This window comes from Serratia sp. Z4, assembly GCF_009900725.1.
In the GTDB taxonomy this organism is placed as follows: Bacteria; Pseudomonadota; Gammaproteobacteria; order Enterobacterales; family Enterobacteriaceae; genus Serratia; species Serratia nematodiphila.
Window position 1 is genome coordinate 412,198 of sequence record NZ_JAAABD010000002.1, and the last position, 19,233, is coordinate 431,430.

20 protein-coding genes are annotated in these 19,233 nt (G+C 58.5%); 8 read left to right on the forward strand and 12 right to left on the reverse strand.

Going from position 1 to position 19,233, the window contains the following annotated elements:
* Positions 1-89 precede the first annotated feature (89 nt).
* A complete protein-coding gene (mepM, locus tag GT753_RS09805) occupies positions 90-1,412 on the reverse strand; it encodes a murein DD-endopeptidase MepM (RefSeq protein WP_004932347.1) in 1,323 nt (440 codons plus the stop codon).
* 21 nt (positions 1,413-1,433) lie between these two features.
* On the reverse strand, positions 1,434-2,378 hold the full coding sequence (gene znuA, locus GT753_RS09810; protein WP_041922343.1) for a zinc ABC transporter substrate-binding protein ZnuA: 945 nt from the start codon (positions 2,376-2,378) through the stop codon (positions 1,434-1,436).
* A gap of 78 nt (positions 2,379-2,456) precedes the next feature.
* Between znuA and znuC the strand changes: the two genes are divergently transcribed.
* Positions 2,457-3,215 (forward strand): zinc ABC transporter ATP-binding protein ZnuC, encoded by a 759-nt coding sequence (gene znuC, locus GT753_RS09815; RefSeq protein ID WP_021503875.1) that lies wholly within the window; start codon positions 2,457-2,459, stop codon positions 3,213-3,215.
* A complete protein-coding gene (znuB, locus tag GT753_RS09820) occupies positions 3,212-3,997 on the forward strand; it encodes a zinc ABC transporter permease subunit ZnuB (RefSeq protein ID WP_015378131.1) in 786 nt (261 codons plus the stop codon). Before znuC ends, znuB begins: the two co-directional genes overlap by 4 nt.
* Positions 3,998-4,058: 61 nt before the next feature.
* On the opposite strand, the gene ruvB is transcribed toward znuB, so the two are convergent.
* The 7 genes from ruvB to GT753_RS09855 form a co-directional block, all read right to left on the reverse strand.
* Positions 4,059-5,063: a Holliday junction branch migration DNA helicase RuvB gene (ruvB, locus tag GT753_RS09825; RefSeq protein WP_004932364.1), complete on the reverse strand. Its 1,005-nt coding sequence runs from the start codon at positions 5,061-5,063 to the stop codon at positions 4,059-4,061.
* Between the two features lie 19 nt (positions 5,064-5,082).
* Positions 5,083-5,697, reverse strand: a complete 615-nt coding sequence (ruvA, locus tag GT753_RS09830; protein ID WP_004932365.1) for a Holliday junction branch migration protein RuvA — start codon at positions 5,695-5,697, stop codon at positions 5,083-5,085.
* A gap of 112 nt (positions 5,698-5,809) precedes the next feature.
* Entirely contained in the window at positions 5,810-6,331 is a 522-nt protein-coding gene (gene ruvC / locus GT753_RS09835; protein ID WP_004932367.1) for a crossover junction endodeoxyribonuclease RuvC, read from the reverse strand.
* Positions 6,332-6,388: 57 nt separating this feature from the next.
* Complete coding sequence (locus GT753_RS09840) at positions 6,389-7,132, reverse strand: YebC/PmpR family DNA-binding transcriptional regulator (protein WP_004932370.1); 744 nt, start codon at positions 7,130-7,132, stop codon at positions 6,389-6,391.
* 19 nt (positions 7,133-7,151) lie between these two features.
* Positions 7,152-7,598, reverse strand: a complete 447-nt coding sequence (nudB, locus tag GT753_RS09845) for a dihydroneopterin triphosphate diphosphatase (protein ID WP_004932373.1) — start codon at positions 7,596-7,598, stop codon at positions 7,152-7,154.
* Positions 7,598-9,382, reverse strand: coding sequence for an aspartate--tRNA ligase (gene aspS, locus GT753_RS09850; protein ID WP_160125560.1), 1,785 nt, complete (start codon positions 9,380-9,382; stop codon positions 7,598-7,600). The genes nudB and aspS overlap by 1 nt, the downstream gene beginning before the upstream one ends.
* 74 nt (positions 9,383-9,456) lie before the next feature.
* Complete coding sequence (locus tag GT753_RS09855; RefSeq protein WP_320204121.1) at positions 9,457-9,687, reverse strand: zinc ribbon domain-containing protein; 231 nt, start codon at positions 9,685-9,687, stop codon at positions 9,457-9,459.
* Positions 9,688-9,902: 215 nt separating this feature from the next.
* Between GT753_RS09855 and GT753_RS09860 the strand changes: the two genes are divergently transcribed.
* From GT753_RS09860 to cmoB, 5 genes are all read left to right on the forward strand, one after another.
* Complete coding sequence (locus GT753_RS09860) at positions 9,903-10,481, forward strand: hydrolase (protein ID WP_004932381.1); 579 nt, start codon at positions 9,903-9,905, stop codon at positions 10,479-10,481.
* A 53-nt stretch (positions 10,482-10,534) separates the two neighbouring features.
* Positions 10,535-11,350: a DUF72 domain-containing protein gene (locus GT753_RS09865; protein ID WP_031299685.1), complete on the forward strand. Its 816-nt coding sequence runs from the start codon at positions 10,535-10,537 to the stop codon at positions 11,348-11,350.
* A gap of 102 nt (positions 11,351-11,452) precedes the next feature.
* Complete coding sequence (locus GT753_RS09870) at positions 11,453-11,848, forward strand: MAPEG family protein (protein ID WP_004932387.1); 396 nt, start codon at positions 11,453-11,455, stop codon at positions 11,846-11,848.
* Between the two features lie 102 nt (positions 11,849-11,950).
* A complete protein-coding gene (cmoA, locus tag GT753_RS09875; RefSeq protein ID WP_015378133.1) occupies positions 11,951-12,694 on the forward strand; it encodes a carboxy-S-adenosyl-L-methionine synthase CmoA in 744 nt (247 codons plus the stop codon).
* Entirely contained in the window at positions 12,691-13,662 is a 972-nt protein-coding gene (gene cmoB / locus GT753_RS09880) for a tRNA 5-methoxyuridine(34)/uridine 5-oxyacetic acid(34) synthase CmoB (protein WP_015378134.1), read from the forward strand. The genes cmoA and cmoB overlap by 4 nt, the downstream gene beginning before the upstream one ends.
* Positions 13,663-13,698: 36 nt before the next feature.
* Here the strand turns inward: cmoB and GT753_RS09885 are convergent, their stop codons facing one another.
* Positions 13,699-15,672: an FKBP-type peptidyl-prolyl cis-trans isomerase N-terminal domain-containing protein gene (locus GT753_RS09885; RefSeq protein WP_230857991.1), complete on the reverse strand. Its 1,974-nt coding sequence runs from the start codon at positions 15,670-15,672 to the stop codon at positions 13,699-13,701.
* Positions 15,669-16,073 carry a hypothetical protein gene (locus GT753_RS09890; RefSeq protein WP_015378136.1) on the reverse strand — a complete coding sequence of 135 codons (405 nt, stop codon included), beginning with the start codon at positions 16,071-16,073 and terminating at the stop codon, positions 15,669-15,671. Before GT753_RS09890 ends, GT753_RS09885 begins: the two co-directional genes overlap by 4 nt.
* A gap of 438 nt (positions 16,074-16,511) precedes the next feature.
* Here GT753_RS09890 and GT753_RS09895 point away from each other — a divergent pair, with 438 nt between their 5' ends.
* Entirely contained in the window at positions 16,512-18,332 is a 1,821-nt protein-coding gene (locus tag GT753_RS09895; RefSeq protein WP_015378137.1) for a hypothetical protein, read from the forward strand.
* A gap of 132 nt (positions 18,333-18,464) precedes the next feature.
* On the opposite strand, the gene cutC is transcribed toward GT753_RS09895, so the two are convergent.
* Positions 18,465-19,223: a copper homeostasis protein CutC gene (gene cutC, locus GT753_RS09900; protein WP_015378138.1), complete on the reverse strand. Its 759-nt coding sequence runs from the start codon at positions 19,221-19,223 to the stop codon at positions 18,465-18,467.
* Positions 19,224-19,233: the final 10 nt, after the last annotated feature.

The following is a 19,233-nucleotide window of genomic DNA, read 5'->3' on the forward strand; positions in this document are numbered from 1 at the left end:
AACAACCGCGAACCGCCCAGATAAAACAGCATCGGCCCGCAATCAGGCCGATGAAATTAACGGCGCCGAAGCGCCGGAAAAAGGGGGCGTTAATCCAACTGCAGCTGAGGAACCACTTCCTTCACCTGCGCCAGATAATCGCTGCGGTCTTTGCCGCCCAGCCCTTCGGAACGCGGCAGTTTAGCCGTCAGCGGGTTCACCGCCTGTTGGCCGGTCCACAGTTCAAAGTGCAGATGCGGCCCGGTGGAACGGCCGGTGTTGCCGGAGAGCGCAATGCGATCGCCGCGTTTCACCTTCTGGCCTGGTTTCACCAGCAGTTTTTTCAGGTGCATATAGCGCGTGGTGTACTGACGACCGTGGCGGATCGCCACATAGTTACCCGCTGCGCCGCTGCGTTTGGCGATCACCACCTCACCGTCACCGACCGCCAGCACCGGCGTGCCGACCGGCATGGCGAAATCGACGCCCTTGTGCGGCGCCACGCGGCCGGTCACCGGGTTCACGCGGCGCGGGTTGAAGTTGGAGGAGATGCGGAACTGTTTCATGGTCGGGAAACGCATGAAGCCGCGCGCCAGGCCAGAGCCCTGGCGATCGTAGAATTTGCCGTCTTCGGCGCGGATCGCGTAGTAATCCTTGCCGCCGGTGCGCAAACGCACGCCCAACAGCTGGCTTTGTGATTTCTTGCCGTCGAAATGCTCACGCGACATCAGCACGGAGAACTGATCGCCTTTGCGCAGCTTGCGGAAATCGAGCTGCCACTGCAACGCCTTGATCACCGAGTTGATTTCGTTACGGCTCAGCCCGGCGTCGCCGGCGCTGCTGACGAAGCTGCCGTTGACCCGGCCGCTGATCACGTTGTTGCGCCATTCGCCCTGCTGCGCCTCTTTTGACTCCTTGAAGCTGTTGCCGACGCGATCATAGGTGCGAGTTTCGCGGCGGGAAACCTCCCAGGTCAACTGCTGCAAATCGCCTGCGTCGTTCACGGTCCACGACAGCTGTTGGCCGATCTTCAGGTTACGCAGATCGCGGTTTTGCGAAGCCAGCAAGGTGACATCCGACATATCAATGCCGTACTGCGTCAGAATGCTGCCAAGGGTGTCGCCGGTGGAAACCACATATTCATGCACGCCATCATCGCCGGCATCCTTCTGGTCCAGCTCATCCTGCGGGATTTCGTCATCGGGGGTGGGTTGGTCGACATCTATCGGTTCACTGGCTTCAGGGAGCAATGACCGCATCTGGCTGGATTCTAACTCGACGCTCTTGGCGATGGGGTTGTGTTCTGGGTGGTAAACAAAAGGCCGCCAAACAGCGACGGCCAATGTGACGACTGTCAGCGACCCCAGCATGACGCGGTGGGGCCGTGGCAGGTTGTTATACGCCAGAGCGATAGTTCGGACTATCTGCTGCACTCGATATTATCCTCATAAGCTTTACTTCAGGCAGCTCACGTACTGGTTTGACAGCTGAGTCAGGAATTTCCCGTAGCTGTCCTTCTCCAGCGCGATGCCGGTGCCCAGCGGGTCCAGCGTTCCGGAACGCACTTTGGTACCCTTGGCGACGGCATTGATTACGGCCGGCCTGAATTGTGGCTCAGCAAAAACGCATACCGCTTTCTGCTCAACCAACTGTGTTCGAATTTGGTGTAGGCGCTGTGCTCCAGGCTGAATTTCGGGATTGACGGTGAAATGGCCCAGCGGACTCAAACCGTAGTGTTTTTCAAAGTAGCCGTAAGCATCATGAAAAACAAAATAACCCTTACCTTGCACAGGCGTAAGCATGTTACCAACATTTTTGTCAGTTTGCGTCAGCAGATTCTCGAACTGGCGCAGGTTTGCGTCTAATTTGTCCTTATTTTGCGGCATAAGTTCCAACAATCTGTCGTGAATCGCGATCGCGGTCACTTTTGCTATCTCCGGCGACAGCCAAACGTGCATATTGTACTCGCCGTGATGATGCCCATGATCGTCATCGGCATGGTTATGCGCTTCACCTGCATGTTCATGATCGTCGTCCTCTTCGCCTTTCATCAGCAGCGGCTTCACCGCCGGCAGTTCGCTGATAGCCAGCTTTCGCGTCGCCGAGATCGGCACCAGCGCCTTGGTCAGGAACGCTTCCATGTCCGGCCCGACCCACAACACCAGGTCAGCGGAACGCAAGCGCTGGATATCGGAAGGACGCAACGCAAAATCGTGCGGCGAAGCGCCGTCCGGCAGCAACACCTCGGTCGGCGTCACGCCGTCGGCGATGGCCGCAGCGATAAAGCCTAAGGGGCGAATCGATGTCACCACCGCAGCGGAAGCGCTGCTCAGCGGGCCGGCCATCAACAGTGCGCTGGCCAGCAGCGTGCGCTGCAGCCATTTATTTTTCTTTGCCATCATCAGTAATCCCATCGTTTTCATCAACAAGGCGTGATATTATAACATCCGCTTCGTTCTGCAACCTGTAATCTCGAGATGTCTACACTGATAACGCTAAAAAATATCTCCGTCGCCTTCGGCAGCCGCAAGGTGCTGTCGAACATTTCCCTCAGCCTGCAGCCCGGCCGTATTCTCACGCTGCTTGGCCCGAACGGCGCGGGCAAATCCACACTGGTACGCGTGGTGCTGGGATTGGTCAAACCAACCGCCGGCACGCTGGAGCGGGAGCCCGGCCTGCGCATCGGCTACGTGCCGCAAAAACTCCACCTCGACGCCACCCTGCCGCTGACCGTTAGCCGCTTTATGCGTCTTAAACCCGGCGTAAAGAAAGCCGACATTCTGCCGGCGCTCAAGCGCGTGCACGCCGCCCACCTGCTCGACCAGCCGATGCAAAAGCTCTCCGGCGGCGAGAACCAACGCGTACTGCTGGCGCGAGCGCTGCTGAATAAACCGCAGCTGCTGGTGCTGGACGAACCCACGCAAGGGGTGGACGTCAACGGCCAACTGGCGCTGTACGATCTGATCGATCAGCTGCGCAAGGAGCTGGGCTGCGCCGTACTGATGGTCTCGCACGATCTGCATCTGGTGATGGCGAAAACCGACGAGGTGTTGTGCCTCAATCAGCATATCTGCTGCTCCGGCGCGCCGGAGGTGGTCTCGATGCATCCCGAATTCATCGCCATGTTCGGCAACCGCGGCGCAGAGCAGCTGGCGGTGTATCGCCACCATCACAACCATCGCCACGACCTGCAGGGAAGAATTGTCTTGAAGAAAACCGGGAGCCACGAAGCATGATCGAATTGTTACTTCCCGGCTGGCTGGCCGGGGTGTTGCTGGCTAGCGCCGCCGGGCCGCTGGGCTCCTTTGTGGTTTGGCGCCGCATGTCCTACTTCGGCGACACCCTGGCGCACGCCTCGCTGCTCGGCGTCGCCTTTGGTCTGCTGCTGGACATCAATCCTTTCTATGCGGTGATCGCCATTACGTTGCTGCTGGCCCTGGCCCTGGTGTGGCTGGAACGCCGCCCGCAGCTTTCGGTAGATACCCTGCTCGGCATTCTGGCCCACAGCGCCCTGTCGCTGGGTCTGGTGGTGGTGGCGCTGATGTCCAACGTGCGGGTCGATCTGATGGCCTACCTGTTCGGCGATCTGCTTTCGGTCACGCTGAGCGACATCGTGATGATCGCCGGCGGCGTCGCCGTGGTGCTGTTGGTGCTGTGGTGGCAATGGCGCGATCTGCTGTCGATGACCATCAGCCCGGAGCTGGCGCACGTCGACGGCGTCAATTTGGCGCGGGCGCGTACCGTGCTGATGCTGGTCACCGCGTTGACCATCGGCCTGGCGATGAAATTCGTCGGCGCGCTGATCATCACCTCGCTGCTGATCATTCCGGCGGCCACCGCTCGCCGTTTCGCGCGCACGCCGGAGCAGATGGCGGGTGTCGCGGTACTGCTCGGCATGGTGGCGGTTACCGGCGGCCTGGCCTTCTCGGCATTTTACGATACGCCGGCCGGCCCTTCGGTGGTGCTCTGCGCTGCCGTGCTGTTCACGCTGAGCCTGTTCAAAAAACAACAGGCTTGATTAAAGCCCGGATATGACAAGGGCCGCATCTGCGGCCCTTTTTTATTGGCGGATTAAAAATTTACTCTTCGCGTTCGAGACCAAAGTGCCGGTAGGCGTGCTGCGTCGCCAGACGGCCGCGCGGCGTGCGCTGGATAAAGCCCTGCTGGATCAGAAACGGTTCAATCACGTCTTCAATGGTTTCGCGCTCTTCACCGATCGCCGCCGCCAGATTATCCAACCCGACCGGGCCACCGGTAAACTTGTCGATAATCGCCAGCAGCAGTTTGCGATCCATATAGTCGAAGCCTTCGGCATCGACGTTGAGCATATCAAGCGCCTGCGCCGCCACCGAACCGCTGATCACGCCGTTGGCGCGCACTTCAGCGAAATCGCGCACCCGGCGCAACAGGCGGTTGGCGATACGCGGCGTGCCGCGCGCGCGGCGAGCCACTTCATGGGCGCCCTCGTCGGACAGCTCCAGCCCCAGGCACCCGGCGCTGCGCGAGACGATGTGCTGCAGATCCGCCACCTGATAAAACTCCAGCCGCTGGACAATGCCGAAGCGATCGCGCAGCGGCGAGGTCAGCGAACCGGCGCGGGTGGTGGCTCCCACCAAGGTAAACGGCGGCAGATCGAGCTTAATCGAACGCGCCGCCGGCCCTTCGCCGATCATGATATCCAGCTGGTAGTCTTCCATCGCCGGATACAATACTTCTTCCACCACCGGTGACAAACGGTGAATTTCGTCGATGAACAACACGTCGTGCGGTTCGAGGTTGGTCAGCATCGCCGCCAAATCGCCCGCCTTCTCTAACACCGGGCCGGAAGTGGTGCGCAAATTTACGCCCATTTCGTTGGCCACGATGTTGGCCAGGGTGGTTTTCCCCAGCCCCGGCGGGCCGAAGATCAATAAATGGTCGAGCGCGTCGCCGCGCTGCTTGGCCGCCTGGATGAAGATCTCCATCTGCTCGCGCACGTGCGGCTGGCCGACGTATTCAGTCAGCAGCTTGGGACGAATGGCGCGATCGAGGATCTCCTCTTCGTTGATCGGTTCGGCGGAAATCAGGCGATCGGCTTCAATCATTATCTACCCCTTTTCGGCCTTACAGGGCGGCGCGCAGCGCGTCGCGGATCAGGGTTTCGCAGTCGGCGCCCGGCTTGGCAATCTTGCTGACCATGCGGCTGGCTTCCTGCGGCTTATAGCCCAGCGCCACCAGCGCCGAGACGGCTTCGGCTTCCGCGTCCGCTTCCGGCGTTTTGTCGGCGGCGGCCGGCAGGCTGATCTCGCTGCTGTTGTTGAACAGATCGCCGTTCAGCCCTTTGAAGCGATCTTTCATCTCGACCACCAGGCGCTCGGCAGTTTTCTTGCCCACGCCCGGCAGCTTGACCAGTGCGGTGATCTCTTCGCGCTCCACCGCGCTGACGAACTGCTGCGCGGACATGCCCGACAGGATGGCGAGCGCCAGTTTCGGCCCGACGCCGTTGACCTTAATCAGCTCGCGGAACAGCGCGCGCTCCTGCTTGTCGTTGAAACCGTACAGCAGCTGCGCGTCTTCACGCACCACGAAGTGGGTAAACACGATGGCCTCTTGCCCCAGTTCCGGCAGCTCGTAAAAGCAGGTCATCGGCATGTGCACTTCATAACCCACGCCGTTCGCCTCCAGTAACACCAGCGGCGGCTGCTTTTCCAGAATATTTCCTCTGAGACGACCTATCATTTACCCTCCTGCAGAATTACCGGGCATGGCGCCCTGCCATGCCGTTGCTGGTAAAGCTTATAACATAAAAAAGGCTGGATGAATATCCAGCCTGAGCAATCATCGTTTCGCGTCAGCGCAAACGCCCGCGCGCCAGGTTCAGCCGCCCTTCGCTCATTCGCAGCACGTTCTGGCTGAGGTGGCAGTGGGTGATGGCGATGGCCAGGGCATCCGCGGCATCCGCCTGCGGGTTTGCCGAGAGTTTGAGCAGCGAGCGCACCATGTGCTGTACCTGCGCCTTTTCGGCCGCGCCGGTGCCGACCACGGTTTGTTTGACCTGCCGCGCCGCATACTCGAACACTTCCAGGTTCTGATTAACCGCCGCCACGATTGCGACGCCGCGCGCCTGGCCGAGCTTGAGCGCCGAATCCGGGTTCTTGGCCATAAACACCTGTTCGATGGCGAAGAAATCGGGCTGAAACTGGGTGATGATCTCGCTGACGCCGGCGTAAATCAGCTTCAGCCGCGTCGGCATGTCGTCCACCACCGTGCGGATGCAGCCGCTGGCGATATAGCTCAACTGGCGCCCCTGCTGGCGGATAAGGCCATAGCCGGTGACGCGCGAGCCGGGATCGATACCGAGTATGATCGCCATATCTACATCCACCTTGCATGCACGGCGCCGCCGAACGGCGGCGCCCGTTTTACCGGATTACAGCGTCGCCGCCACTTCGTCGGAGATTTCACCGTTATGGTAAACTTCCTGCACGTCGTCGCAGTCTTCCAGCATATCGATCAGGCGCAACAGCTTAGGCGCGGTTTCCGCGTCCATGTCGGCCTTGGTCGATGGGATCATCGACACTTCCGCCGCTTCGGCTTCGAAGCCCGCAGCGGTCAGCGCATCTTTCACCGCGCCCAGGCTTTCCCAGGCGGTGAACACGTCGATGGCGCCATCGTCATAGGTCACGATGTCTTCCGCACCGGCTTCCAACGCCGCTTCCATTACGCTGTCTTCATCCAGGCCCGGTGCGTAGGTGATCACGCCCTTCTTGGTGAACAGATAAGCCACGGAACCGTCGGTGCCGAGGTTGCCGCCGCATTTGGTAAAGGCGTGACGCACTTCCGCCACGGTGCGGTTGCGGTTGTCGCTCAGGCATTCGATCATGACGGCGGTGCCGCCAGGGCCGTAGCCTTCATAGATGATGGTTTCCATATTGGTATCATCATCGCCGCCCACGCCGCGCGCGATTGCACGATTCATGGTGTCGCGCGTCATGTTGTTCGACAGCGCCTTGTCCATCGCCGCGCGCAGACGCGGGTTGGAATCCGGATCGCCGCCGCCCAGCTTGGCGGCCGTGACCAGCTCACGAATAATCTTGGTGAAAATTTTACCGCGCTTGGCGTCCTGCGCCGCTTTACGGTGCTTTGTGTTGGCCCACTTACTATGACCTGCCATAAAAAATCTCCGAAAAAAACTACTGGACTGAATTGATCACGAACTCTTCAATCGCCTGCTGATTGCTCCACGACTTGGTCAACTTCACGGCCTCGGCCGCCTCAAGCCATTGGTAAGCGTGATGCTCGGTAATCACCGGATCGCGCTCCTCGGGCAACGCCAGACAGAACCAGTGCTCTTTATTGCGCGTGGTTCCCGGCGCATAGCGATGTCGCAAATGGACAAAGAGTTCAAACTCCACGCAGCGCTGGCAATCGAACAACGGCAGGTGCTCTGCTTCGATATCGATGCCCACTTCTTCCATGACCTCACGCCGCGCGGCATGCGGCGGCGACTCATCCTGTTCCAGGCTGCCGGTGACCGACTGCCAGAACTCGGTATCGTCGCGCCGCTGTAACATCAGCACCCGACCACTGGATTTCGCGTAAATCACTACCAGGATAGATTCAGGGCGCTTGTAACTCATCACTCGCTCTCTTGTTCCGCACCGGCTTTCTTTACCACGCTGATCGCCAGCTCCTGCAGCGCCGCCGGGTTGGCGAAGCTCGGTGCATCGGTCATCAGACAGGCCGCCGCGGTGGTTTTCGGGAAGGCGATAACGTCGCGGATGTTGTCGGTGCCGGTCAGCAGCATCACCAGACGGTCCAGGCCGAAAGCCAGGCCGGCGTGCGGCGGCGTGCCGTACTTCAGCGCGTCCAGCAGGAAGCCGAACTTCTCGCGCTGTTCGTGTTCGTCGATGCCCAGAATGCTGAATACCGTCTGCTGCATTTCGCTGCGGTGAATACGCACCGAACCGCCGCCCACTTCGTAACCGTTGATCACCATGTCATAGGCGTTGGCGATAGCGTTGACCGGCGCAGCGGCCAGCTCTTCCGGGCTCATGTCGCGCGGCGAGGTGAACGGGTGGTGCATCGCCGCCAGGCCGCCCTCTTCGTCTTCTTCGAACATCGGGAAGTCGACCACCCACAGCGGCGCCCAGCTGTCGAGTTGGGTCAGCCCCAGATCGCGACCCAGCTTCAGGCGCAGCGCGCCCATCGCATCGGTGACAATCTTGAAACTGTCTGCGCCGAAGAACAGGATGTCGCCGGTCTGCGCGTCGGTACGCGCCAGGACGGCTTCCAGCACTTCCGCGCTGAGGAATTTGGCGATCGGGCTCTGCACGCCTTCCATGCCGGCGGCGCGGTCGTTGACCTTCAGCCAGGCCAGGCCTTTAGCGCCGTAGATGTTGACGAAAGCGCCGTACTCGTCGATCTGCTTGCGGGTCAGCTGTGCGCCGCCCGGTACGCGGATCGCCGCCACGCGGCCTTTGGCGTCATTGGCCGGGCCGGAGAACACTTTGAACTCGACGTCCTTGACCAGGTCAGCCACGTCCACCAGCTCCAGCGGGTTACGCAGGTCCGGCTTATCGGAACCAAAGCGACGCATCGCTTCGGCGAAGGTCATGACCGGGAAATCGCCCAGATCCACGCCCTTCACGTCCAGCCACAGTTCACGCGCCAGCTTCTCCATCACTTCACGCACCTGCTCGGCGGTCATGAAGGAGGTTTCGACGTCGATTTGAGTAAATTCAGGCTGACGGTCCGCACGCAGGTCTTCGTCACGGAAGCATTTGACGATCTGATAGTAACGATCGAAGCCGGACATCATCAGCAGCTGTTTAAACAGCTGCGGAGACTGCGGCAGCGCGTAGAATTTGCCCTTGTGCACGCGGCTCGGCACCAGGTAATCGCGGGCGCCTTCCGGCGTCGCTTTGGTCAGCATCGGCGTTTCGATGTCGAGGAAACCGTGGCTGTCCATAAAGCGACGTACGAAGCTGGTGATTTTGGCGCGGGTCTTCAGACGCTCGGCCATTTCCGGGCGACGCAGATCGAGGTAACGGTATTTCAGGCGCGCTTCTTCGCTGTTGACCTGGTTGGAGTCCAGCGGCAGCGGCTCGGAGCGGTTGATGATCTCGAGCGCGTGGGCGAACACTTCCACTTCGCCGGTGGCCATATCTTTCTTGATCTGGCTGTCCGGACGCGCACGCACGGTGCCGACGATCTGGATGCAAAATTCATTGCGCAGGTCATAGGCCTTGTCGAACGCCACTTTCTCGTCCGGGTCGAAGAACACCTGCACGATGCCTTCACGGTCGCGCATATCAATAAAGATCAGGCCGCCCAGATCGCGACGACGATTGACCCAACCACACAGAGTGACTTCCTGGCCCACGTGGGACAGATTCAACTGCCCGCAATATTCAGTACGCATACGCTATCCTTTTACACAGCCGATGCCGCGCCGGGCTACTGCGCCCCTGTCGCGCGGCTGTTATCTGATAAATTCTACTTGTTGCCCGGTTTAAAATCCGTCGCATACCAGCCGGTGCCCTTAAGCTGGAAACCGGAAGATGAAATCAACTTGGTCAACGCGGGCTGCCCACACGCCGGGCAGTCTGCCAGCGGCGCATCGGAAAATTTTTGCAATTTCTCTAACCGATGGTTGCAAGCACCACATGCATATTCATAAATCGGCATAGGTCGTTGGATTAAAGAGTGTTGAAAAAAGGGAGTCATTATAAAGGAAATTCATCCGCCCGATAAGTGCGAACACAGCATTGTTACTGCACTAAATGGCGCGTTTTTGTTCGAATCAACACATCGGTTAACAAATTTCCCATTAACCTGCGACAGTTTTTTCACGTAGCCTGATTCTCCCCCGGTTTTGCGCCGAACGCAGCTCGCCCGGCGCGCCGAACAGTTTTTATCCACTTCGCAACGAGATGAAATCCATGCTGAAACTTGACGCCCAAACCACCGCTCTGGTGCTGATCGATTTGCAAAACGGCATTCTGCCTTACGCCGGCGGCCCGCACAGCGCCGGCCAGGTGGTGGCGAACGCCGCCCTGCTGGCCGCCCGTTTTCGCATGCTGGGCGCGCCGGTGCTGTTGGTGCGCGTCGGTTGGTCAGACTCCTTCGCCGAAGCGCTGAAACAACCGGTGGATAAACCGGCTCCCGCGCCCGCCGGCGGTTTGCCGGCCAGCTGGTGGGAATTCCCCGCGCCGCTGGCGGTCTGCGACAACGATATTCTGATCACCAAACGCCAATGGGGCGCCTTCTACGGCACCGATCTGGACTTGCAGCTGCGCCGCCGCGGCATCAAGTCCGTGGTGCTGGGCGGCATTTCCACCAATATCGGCGTGGAGTCCACCGCCCGCGCCGCCTGGGAGCACGGCTATGAACTGGTGATCGCCGAAGACGTCTGCAGTGCGCAGAACGCGGAAATGCACCGTTTCGCGTTCGAACACATCTTCCCGCGTTTGGCGCGGGTGCGCGACACCGGCGAAATTCTTGCCGCGCTCGAGCGGTAACGTTAAGTTGTAGCCTGATAAGCCAAGCACAAGTAAAGGAAGACGACGCCGTGATCTACATCGGACTGCCGCAGTGGCAACATTCAGCCTGGAATCGTATCGGGCTGCGTGATTTGGCGGATTACAGCCGCTACTTCAACTGCGTGGAAGGCAACACCACCTTCTACGCGCTGCCGAAACTGGAAATCGTGCAGCGCTGGCGCGACATGACCGGCGACGATTTTCGCTTCTGCTTCAAATTCCCGTCGGACATCAGCCACAAGGCCGCCCTGCGCAACTGCGCCGCCGAGCTACAGGCGTTTTACCACTGCCTGAGCCCGGTGCATCAGCGCATCGGCCAGTTGTGGCTGCAGCTGCCCGCCGCCTTCGGCCCCGATGAGCTGCCGCGCATGTGGCAGTTCTTCGAAAGCCTGCCGCAGGAGTTCACCTACGGCGTAGAAGTGCGTCATCCGGCGTTTTTCGCCAAGGGTGAGGAAGAGCGCGCGTTGAATCAGGGGCTACACCAGCGCGGCATCAATCGGGTGATCCTCGACAGCCGCCCGGTGCATCACGCCGCCCCCAATACCGCCGCCGTGCGCGATGCCCAGCAGAAAAAACCGAAGCTGCCGGTACACGCTCTGGTCACCGCCGACCAACCGTTGGTGCGCTTTATCGGCGGTGACCAACTGGCCGATAACCTGCGCTGGTTCGAAGCCTGGCAACAAAAACTGCCGCTGTGGCAGCAACAGCATCAGCCCTATCTGTTTATTCATACGCCGGACAACGGCGATTCGCCCCAGCAGGCGCAAAAAATTTGGCAGCAGTTGCGTCTGGCGATCCCTGATTTGCCTGCGCCGCCAGACTGGCCAGAACAAGATGCACTGTTTTGACCTATTAATCTGACCAATAACATCAAATATTTCCCCGCGACAGTGAATACAATGACGGCTATGATGCTGGCTGCCAGTTTTGGTTAGGGAACGGAGTTAAAAATGGTAAGCGCGCTTTATGTGGTGCTCGGCGCATTGTTGTTGATCAAACTCTCTTATGACGTAGTCAGATTAAGGATGCAGTACCGCGTAGCCTACGGCGACGGCGGTTTCTACGAATTGCAGACCGCCATACGCGTGCATGGCAACGCCGTTGAATACATTCCTATCGCTGCCGTATTGCTGGTGATCATGGAAATGAACGGCGCGGAAATCTGGATGATTCACCTCTGCGGCCTGATGCTGATGGCCGGGCGGTTGGTGCATTACTACGGTTTACGCAACCGCGAGGTTCGTTGGCGCCGTTCAGGCATGGCCGCGACCTATATCTCTTTGTTGTTGATGGTTCTGGCAAATATCTTCTATCTGCCTTGGGATCTGATTTTCAGCCTGCACTGATCCCGTTTTATCATCAGGCGGCCGCGCCGCCTGCTTCCGCTCCGCTTTTTTGCGCTTTTCTGTTAGACTACGCAGCTTCGAATTCTGAACTGATTTGCCGCTATGCCAAACCGCGATACTCTTTTCTCCGCCCCCATCGCCAAACTGGGCGACTGGACCTTCGACGAACGCGTCGCCGAAGTGTTCCCCGACATGATCCAACGCTCCGTTCCCGGCTATTCCAACATCATCTCGATGATCGGCATGCTGGCCGAACGTTTTGTGCAACCCGACAGCCGGGTGTATGACCTGGGCTGCTCACTGGGCGCGGCGACGCTGTCAATGCGGCGGAATATCAAGGTGCCCGGCTGCCATATCGTCGCCGTCGACAATTCGCCGGCGATGGTGGAACGTTGCCGCCGCCATATTGACGCCTTCCGCGCCGACACGCCGGTTGAGGTTATCGAAGCCGACATTCGCGACATCGACATCGAAGACGCCTCGATGGTGGTACTGAACTTTACGCTGCAGTTCCTCGAGCCGGCCGATCGCCTGCGCCTGCTGGAGAAAATCTATCGTGGCCTGCGCCCAGGCGGCGCGCTGGTGCTGTCGGAGAAGTTCAGCTTTGAAGACGCCGAAGTCGGCGAGCTGCTGTTCAACATGCACCACGATTTCAAACGCGCCAACGGATACAGCGAGCTGGAGATCAGCCAAAAACGCAGCATGCTGGAAAACGTGATGCTGACCGATTCGGTGGAGGCGCACAAGGCGCGTCTGCAACAGGCCGGATTCGAGCATGCTGAAGTGTGGTTCCAGTGCTTCAACTTCGGTTCGCTGATCGCCCTGAAAGCGGGGGATGCGCAATGATCGAATTCGGTGATTTCTATCAGCGCATTGCCAAGAGCCCCCTCAGCCACTGGCTGGATACGCTGCCCGCGCAGCTGAGCGCCTGGCAACGCGAATCGCTGCACGGCAAATTCAAGCAGTGGTTCAACTCGGTGGAGCATTTGCCGACGCTGACCCCCACCCGTCTCGATCTGCTGCACGGCGTGCGCGCTGAGATGGAGCCTGGCCTGTCGCCGGGCCAGCGTGAAGGCGTCGAGAAAATGCTGCGCACCCTGATGCCGTGGCGTAAAGGGCCGTTCTCGCTGTATGGCATCGATATCGATACCGAATGGCATTCCGACTGGAAGTGGGATCGCGTGCTGCCGCACATCTCCCCGTTGGCCGGACGCACCATTCTCGACGTCGGCTGCGGCAGCGGTTATCACCTGTGGCGCATGATCGGCGCCGGCGCACACTTTGCCGTAGGCATCGATCCGATGCAGCTGTTCCTGTGCCAGTTTGAAGCGGTGCGCAAACTGTTGGGCGGCGATCAGCGCGCCCATCTGCTGCCGCTCGGCATCGAGCAGTTGCCGGAACTGGCGGCGTTCGACACCGTGTTCTCGATGGGCGTCCTGTATCATCGCCGCTCGCCGCTCGATCATCTGTATCAGTTGAAAAATCAGCTGGTAGCTGAAGGCGAACTGGTGCTGGAAACGCTGGTGGTGGAAGGCGATCGCCACCAGGTGCTGGTGCCGGGCGACCGTTATGCGCAGATGCGCAACGTGTATTTCATTCCTTCCGCCGAAGCGCTGAAATGCTGGCTGGAGAAATGCGGCTTCGTTGACGTGAAAATCGCCGATATGTGCGTCACCAGCCTCGAAGAACAGCGTCGTACAGACTGGATGACCAGCGAGTCGCTGGCTGAATTCCTCGACCCGAACGACCGCAGCAAAACGGTTGAAGGCTATCCTGCGCCGCTGCGCGCCGTGTTGACCGCCAAAAAGCCCTAGCGCTTGCTAATTGGGCCGGCCTGCGCCGGCCTCAACTTACCCGTTGCCGGCATCGACAATCCGCAGCTCATACACCATCGTCGCGTTCGGCGGGATCTGCGGCGCATAGCCCGTTTCACCGTACGCCAACGCCGGCGGCACCACCATCGTCAGCGAGCCGTGATTTTTCAGATGGCCGATCGCCTCACGGAACAGCGGCGGATAGGCGGAGAGCGGCTGTGACATCACCTTTCCACTGCGATCCATATCCTGGATCACGCTGCCGTCGGTCAAGCTCTCTTTCACCACGATGTCTACCCGCGCGTTTTCCGCAATGGTTTCATCCCCCATATAATCGATGCGATACCAGAAGCCGGAAGGCGATTTCTGTGTGCCCTTCTTCTTTTTGAACTCGGCAACAAACGCTTCGCCTTTGCTGGTTTGCGCCTTCGCCGCCTGGCTTCTGGCGTCGTTCACCGCTTTTTCCGACTCCGCCAATGCGCTGGCCAGCTGCGCATCGCTCAACTGGTAATGGCCGTTGAAGGTATCAATTACACCCGCCAGCAGCACAGTTTTATCGGGTGTGATACCCCAATTTTTACGCTCCGCCAGCATCGTTTGAATGTCGCGCCCCAGGGCGACGCCGGCAGCATAACTCTGTTGTTCCGGCTTTTTCTTCAGCGTTTTCACCTCCGGCAACCATTTGGCCCGCGATCTCAGCCCGCTCAATTCGTCTTGCAAAGCTTGCTGAGCCTGATGGGCGGCAGCCAGCTCCGCCGCCGTTTTATCCGCCCGTTGCGTCGCTTCATCCCTCTTCTGCGCTGCCTGCGCGCTTTCCGCCGTCACCGCCGCCAGACGTTGTTCCAGCGTTTTGGCCTGCACGGTTTGCGTTTTGTTTTTTTCCTGCAGTTGCGCCAACTGCCGCTGCAGTTCCTCCGTCGCTTTGGCGGCTTCTATCGCCTGCTTTGCCAGCGCCGCCTTCAGGCTGTTCTCTTGCTGCTCGGCCTGCTGGCGTTGGCCATCACGCTCTTTTTGCAGCGCTGCCAGTTGCTGCTGAAGTTCCCCCGTCGCTTTGGCGGTCTCGGTCTTTTGCTGCTCCAGCGCCATCTTCAGGTTTTTCTCCTGTTGTTCGGCCTGATGACGTTGAACACCCTGTTCTTTCTGCAGCTGTGCCAGCTGCCGCTGCAGTTCCCCCGTCAACTTGTCGGCTTCGGCCTGTTGCTGCGCCAGCGCTGTCTTCAGGCTTTTCTCTTGTTGCCCCTCCAGCTGACGTTGGACACCCTGTTCTTTCTGCAGTTGTGCCAGCTGCCGCTGCAGTTCCCCTGTCAACTTGGCGGCTTCGGCCTTCTGTCGTTCCAGCTCAGCGGCGGCCGCTTTTTTGTCCTGTTCATAACGCTGACGCGCTTTATCGTTGGCGGTTTGCGCCGCCGCCAGCTTCTCCTCCCAAACCTGCTGCCGAACGTTTTCCGCCGGTTTAGGCAAGGCCGCCAGCCGTTGTTCCAGCAAGGCAATGCGCCGATCTCGCTCCGCGGTTTGTTGCTTTTGCCGCGCTAACGCGGCTTGCGCTTCGGCGATCTGCGCCTGAGCCTTGCGCTCCTGCGGCGTCAGATTCAGCGCCTGTCGCACGCCGCTGGCGAAGTCGCTCAAGGCGCTCAGATCGGGAGCAGGTGCCGGTTTATCGGCAGCCGTCAGGGATGACGCAACGCGCAGCGCGGTCAGCTCCTGCTGCAGTGATTGAATAGCGGCTTGCTGTTGTTCCAATCGAGTCTCTTTCTCACGCAGCGCCTTTTGCAACTGCGTCAGTTGCTTTCTCTGCGCAGCCGTTTCACGAATCTGAACCGGCCGGGACGCCGGCTTTTGGGTTTCCTGAGATGGGGTAACCACGGTATCAGCCGCCGGTGCGTCCTGCCGCTGATAACGCTCGGCAAACTGCAATAACGCCGGCACATCGTCATCCGCCGCGGCCACCGCCGGCGCAAACGCCAGCGGTATCATCAGGCTCAGTAATGCCTTTCTTGCACGAGGGGTCATTGGGCGCGTTCTCCGCGCTCAGCCAGGCCGGTCATCATGGCAGAACTGATGTCTGCGCAGAGGCGGCTGGTGCGATAACGATACAGCGCGTCGACGGTTTCCTGCGTGCCCGTGTTGACCCGCTGGCGTACCCCGGCATACTGCGCGGCGCCGCTCATCAAGGTATCGAACTCGCGTTTGAATTTCTGATATTTCTCGTTATCCATGCCGCGCATGGCATCCAGTTCGCGCTGGCACTGTTGCATGCGCTCGGCCTCACGCTGCCGCTTATCTTGCTCCGCAACTTCTTCTGCACTGGGCGGCTTACTCAATGTAGAAACGGGCCGCTTGGCGGTCTGGCAGCCGGTCAGGGCCAACGTCAGTAAAAGCGCCGCGGTCCAACAGTGTGCCGTTCGGGTCATTATCATTATCTCCTTGTTAAATCCGCCGCCAACGCGCTCTGCAGTCGAGCTGACGGCTCTCCTCATTGATGCTGTGATGTTCCGGCCATCAGCCAAGCTGTGTTCGGACATGAAAATGCAGACGCAGCATTGAGAGGCATGGCGCCAATCATTTACTGCATCAATACATATCAAAAAATCATTTAATATTATGATATTTAAAGGATTTTAACTCACAAACTTATCAGCAGGACATGACGATCGCAAGAAGAGATGGGGGGTTGGTCGACCGAGATACCACGTTGAAACGGGCGAATGGTCTTTACAAAACATAAAAAAAGCCCCGGCAAAACGCCGGGGCCTGACTTTACGCTGTATCAGCGTCCTACAAACCTTATCGACTGTTTCAATCGTCCCATCTGATTGACAATCATGTTGCCAACCAACAGGAGAAATTCCATGAGCAATATGATTAGTGTAAATAATATCAGTGAATTGCGTAATCTGACGCCAGTTACAGATGACCAGATTGTCTTTTTAGTTTCTCACGCCGCCGGACGTTTCGCCGGCGGCGGAGAATTCTATTATGCGAAAACGGATACAACCAGTGCGGATAATAACGGCACCGTGGTGGTTACATCGGGAGGAGCCCGCTGGAAACGACTGGAGCAGAAACTTAGTTTCGATCACTTCGGCGCCGATCCCAGTGGTACCTCCGCCTCGGATGCAGCAATCAGCGCGACATTAAACTATGCCGCGAGTTTAAAAAACAAAGTGGTCTATGCTTCGGAAAATGCTCAATATCTGCTGACCAGTGCTCAACCTATCAACGTCGCTAGCGGCGTCACTGTGAGAGGCTCCCGTCGCGGTATTGCTCAAGGCCCTGCAAGCCTCACAAGCAATGGCCCTAATCGGGCAGGCCTTGCGGACGACAGTGCTTTCATTATCAAAAAACCCGCGGGTACGGTTTGTTTCGCCTGCGATAAGAATGTTGTCTTTGATGGTTGGTCGTTCCTCTACCCGGATCAAAAATATACTGCCACCCAGCCGGAGACATTCGTTCAATACGGTGCCACCATTACCGCAGGTGGCGCTCTGTCAGTCGCCAACTGCCGTTATGTAGGCGCCTATGACTTTGTTGAAGCTCGAGGAGAAGCCAACAACTTTGAGAATATCTACGGTTGGGCAGTCCGCTGTGACTACAGGGTTTATGAAAGCAGGGACATCAACAGATTTACCAATGTTCACGTCAATGCCAATGTCGTGCGTCCGACAGAAAACGCGGTTACTGCCTCTATCGCCGTAGCCGGTTCTTGTGCTTTCAATTTCGATCGCCACGACAATACGTTTATGGTGAATGTATTCTCTTATGGCAAAAAGATCTTTATCAAAACCACAACACAAGGAACTTCCTATTTAGGCGGTCTCAGCCTAAGCAATTTCATGGCAGACAGAAATGGTACCGGCATCGATATCGACTCAGATTCCTCCGCCAATATTCAAATCGCCAACGGTTCCTACATCAATGATTATGGTGATGCCGTTGGGGGATTCCTGGTATTAAGAAAATCCACCAGCCAATCTAATATCACCCCAGTTCAAATCAGTAATGTTAACTTCGCTACCGCCAATGGGCCCAAGGGCACACTGTCGCCCCAGGCTATTCGCTTCGAAGCTAACGCTGGGTATCAACTCTCATTCAGCAACACCGTTATGCCAATGTGGACAAACGGCAGTCTGAACAATGAAGCTGGTTACAACATTCTCAGAGGCACACTGGGCATTGCACAGCGCAGTTATCAGCTGCATGAGGCCCCGCTAAATTATTTGACGAACAGCAATCTGATCGCCATCGGTGCTGACAATCAGCCTACAGGCTGGTTTATCGACGGGAAACTGACGGTAGACAGCAATCTTCTGACAGCCACTGGCGACAACCCGGCCTACAAAGGTTTGGGTCAACGTATTCATCGGAGCATGGGACCGAGGACATTCTGGGCCATCGCATCCTCTATCGGCGATCAATCTACCGCGCAAGCTTCGACTGGCATTTGGGCCCGCTCGTTCAACGATAACTATACCGACACTGTCGAGAGCAATCAGGCTATTCCCTGGATACGCATCGGCAACCTTTACTACGCGCGTTTTGTCATGAACAACAATCGCACTATCCACGATATCTTGGTCAATCCCGGCAGTGGCAATAATACGGTGCGCATTTTAGCCTGCGGCATTAGCCCGGGTGAAATCTTCGACTTCTCGCCTGACACGTTGCAATAGTCTCTCGCGGCATAAAAAAAGCCCCGGCAAAACGCCGGGGCCTGGTACTTGCGTGATCGCCGAGGGCTTCAGTGACACGCAAAGGGGTCTTACGGCCCGGAAACCGGTTGTCAAACGCGGCTAACTGCGTGCTTATGCGCTTTGCGCCAGAGGATCAACCAAGGCCAGCGCGTTTTTCATCGCCTCCACCATTTCGCCATCCACGCAATAATGGCTAAATTCGTCAAACTCGTTATCGGAGCACATGGTGACGCCCGCCTTGCGATAACGCATGGTCGACGGCACCAGATGGCCGGAAGAGCTGTGCAGTTCATGCAGGCCGATATCGACAAACTTGTGCAGATTGCTGAGGCGCACGCCGGCACCCGCCATGATCACCGGACCCTGGCTGGCCTGGCGCAAATCGCGCAGCAACGGCAGGCCAAGTTCGGCGCTCTGCTGCTGGCCGGAGGTCAGAATGCGCGCCACACCCAGTTCGGTCAGTTGCTCCAGCGCCACCATCGGGTTCTGGCACATGTCGAACGCGCGATGGAAGGTCACCGCCATGCCCTCGCACAGCCTCATCACTTCGCGCATGCGCGGCAGATCGATGTGCCCTTCGTCGTCCAGCATGCCAACCACCACGCCGGGGAACCCCATCTCGCGAATTTGGCGGATATCTTGTTTGATCACTTCGAAATCCACCGCGCCGTAGCAGAAATCGCCACCGCGCGGGCGAACGATCGGATGCACCGGGATCGCAACCCGCTCACGCGCCAGACGCAGCGTGCCATAGCTCGGCGTCAATCCCCCTTCGCTCTGGCTGGCGCACAACTCGATGCGATCGGCGCCCGCCCGTTCGGCCGTCAGCGCACAGTCGACGCTAAAGCAACAAACTTCCAGTTTTATCATTGTCACCCCC

Excerpts from the sequence above, each read along its gene's own strand:
- znuA (WP_041922343.1), bottom strand. The coding sequence starts at position 2,378 with ATGGCAAAGAAAAATAAATGGCTGCAGCGCACGCTGCTGGCCAGCGCA.
- znuC (WP_021503875.1), top strand. The coding sequence starts at position 2,457 with ATGTCTACACTGATAACGCTAAAAAATATCTCCGTCGCCTTCGGCAGC.
- znuB (WP_015378131.1), top strand. The coding sequence starts at position 3,212 with ATGATCGAATTGTTACTTCCCGGCTGGCTGGCCGGGGTGTTGCTGGCT.
- ruvB (WP_004932364.1), bottom strand. The coding sequence starts at position 5,063 with ATGATTGAAGCCGATCGCCTGATTTCCGCCGAACCGATCAACGAAGAG.
- ruvA (WP_004932365.1), bottom strand. The coding sequence starts at position 5,697 with ATGATAGGTCGTCTCAGAGGAAATATTCTGGAAAAGCAGCCGCCGCTG.
- ruvC (WP_004932367.1), bottom strand. The coding sequence starts at position 6,331 with ATGGCGATCATACTCGGTATCGATCCCGGCTCGCGCGTCACCGGCTAT.
- GT753_RS09840 (WP_004932370.1), bottom strand. The coding sequence starts at position 7,132 with ATGGCAGGTCATAGTAAGTGGGCCAACACAAAGCACCGTAAAGCGGCG.
- nudB (WP_004932373.1), bottom strand. The coding sequence starts at position 7,598 with ATGAGTTACAAGCGCCCTGAATCTATCCTGGTAGTGATTTACGCGAAA.
- aspS (WP_160125560.1), bottom strand. The coding sequence starts at position 9,382 with ATGCGTACTGAATATTGCGGGCAGTTGAATCTGTCCCACGTGGGCCAG.
- GT753_RS09855 (WP_320204121.1), bottom strand. The coding sequence starts at position 9,687 with ATGACTCCCTTTTTTCAACACTCTTTAATCCAACGACCTATGCCGATT.
- GT753_RS09860 (WP_004932381.1), top strand. The coding sequence starts at position 9,903 with ATGCTGAAACTTGACGCCCAAACCACCGCTCTGGTGCTGATCGATTTG.
- GT753_RS09870 (WP_004932387.1), top strand. The coding sequence starts at position 11,453 with ATGGTAAGCGCGCTTTATGTGGTGCTCGGCGCATTGTTGTTGATCAAA.
- cmoA (WP_015378133.1), top strand. The coding sequence starts at position 11,951 with ATGCCAAACCGCGATACTCTTTTCTCCGCCCCCATCGCCAAACTGGGC.
- cmoB (WP_015378134.1), top strand. The coding sequence starts at position 12,691 with ATGATCGAATTCGGTGATTTCTATCAGCGCATTGCCAAGAGCCCCCTC.
- GT753_RS09885 (WP_230857991.1), bottom strand. The coding sequence starts at position 15,672 with ATGACCCCTCGTGCAAGAAAGGCATTACTGAGCCTGATGATACCGCTG.
- GT753_RS09890 (WP_015378136.1), bottom strand. The coding sequence starts at position 16,073 with ATGACCCGAACGGCACACTGTTGGACCGCGGCGCTTTTACTGACGTTG.
- GT753_RS09895 (WP_015378137.1), top strand. The coding sequence starts at position 16,512 with ATGAGCAATATGATTAGTGTAAATAATATCAGTGAATTGCGTAATCTG.
- cutC (WP_015378138.1), bottom strand. The coding sequence starts at position 19,223 with ATGATAAAACTGGAAGTTTGTTGCTTTAGCGTCGACTGTGCGCTGACG.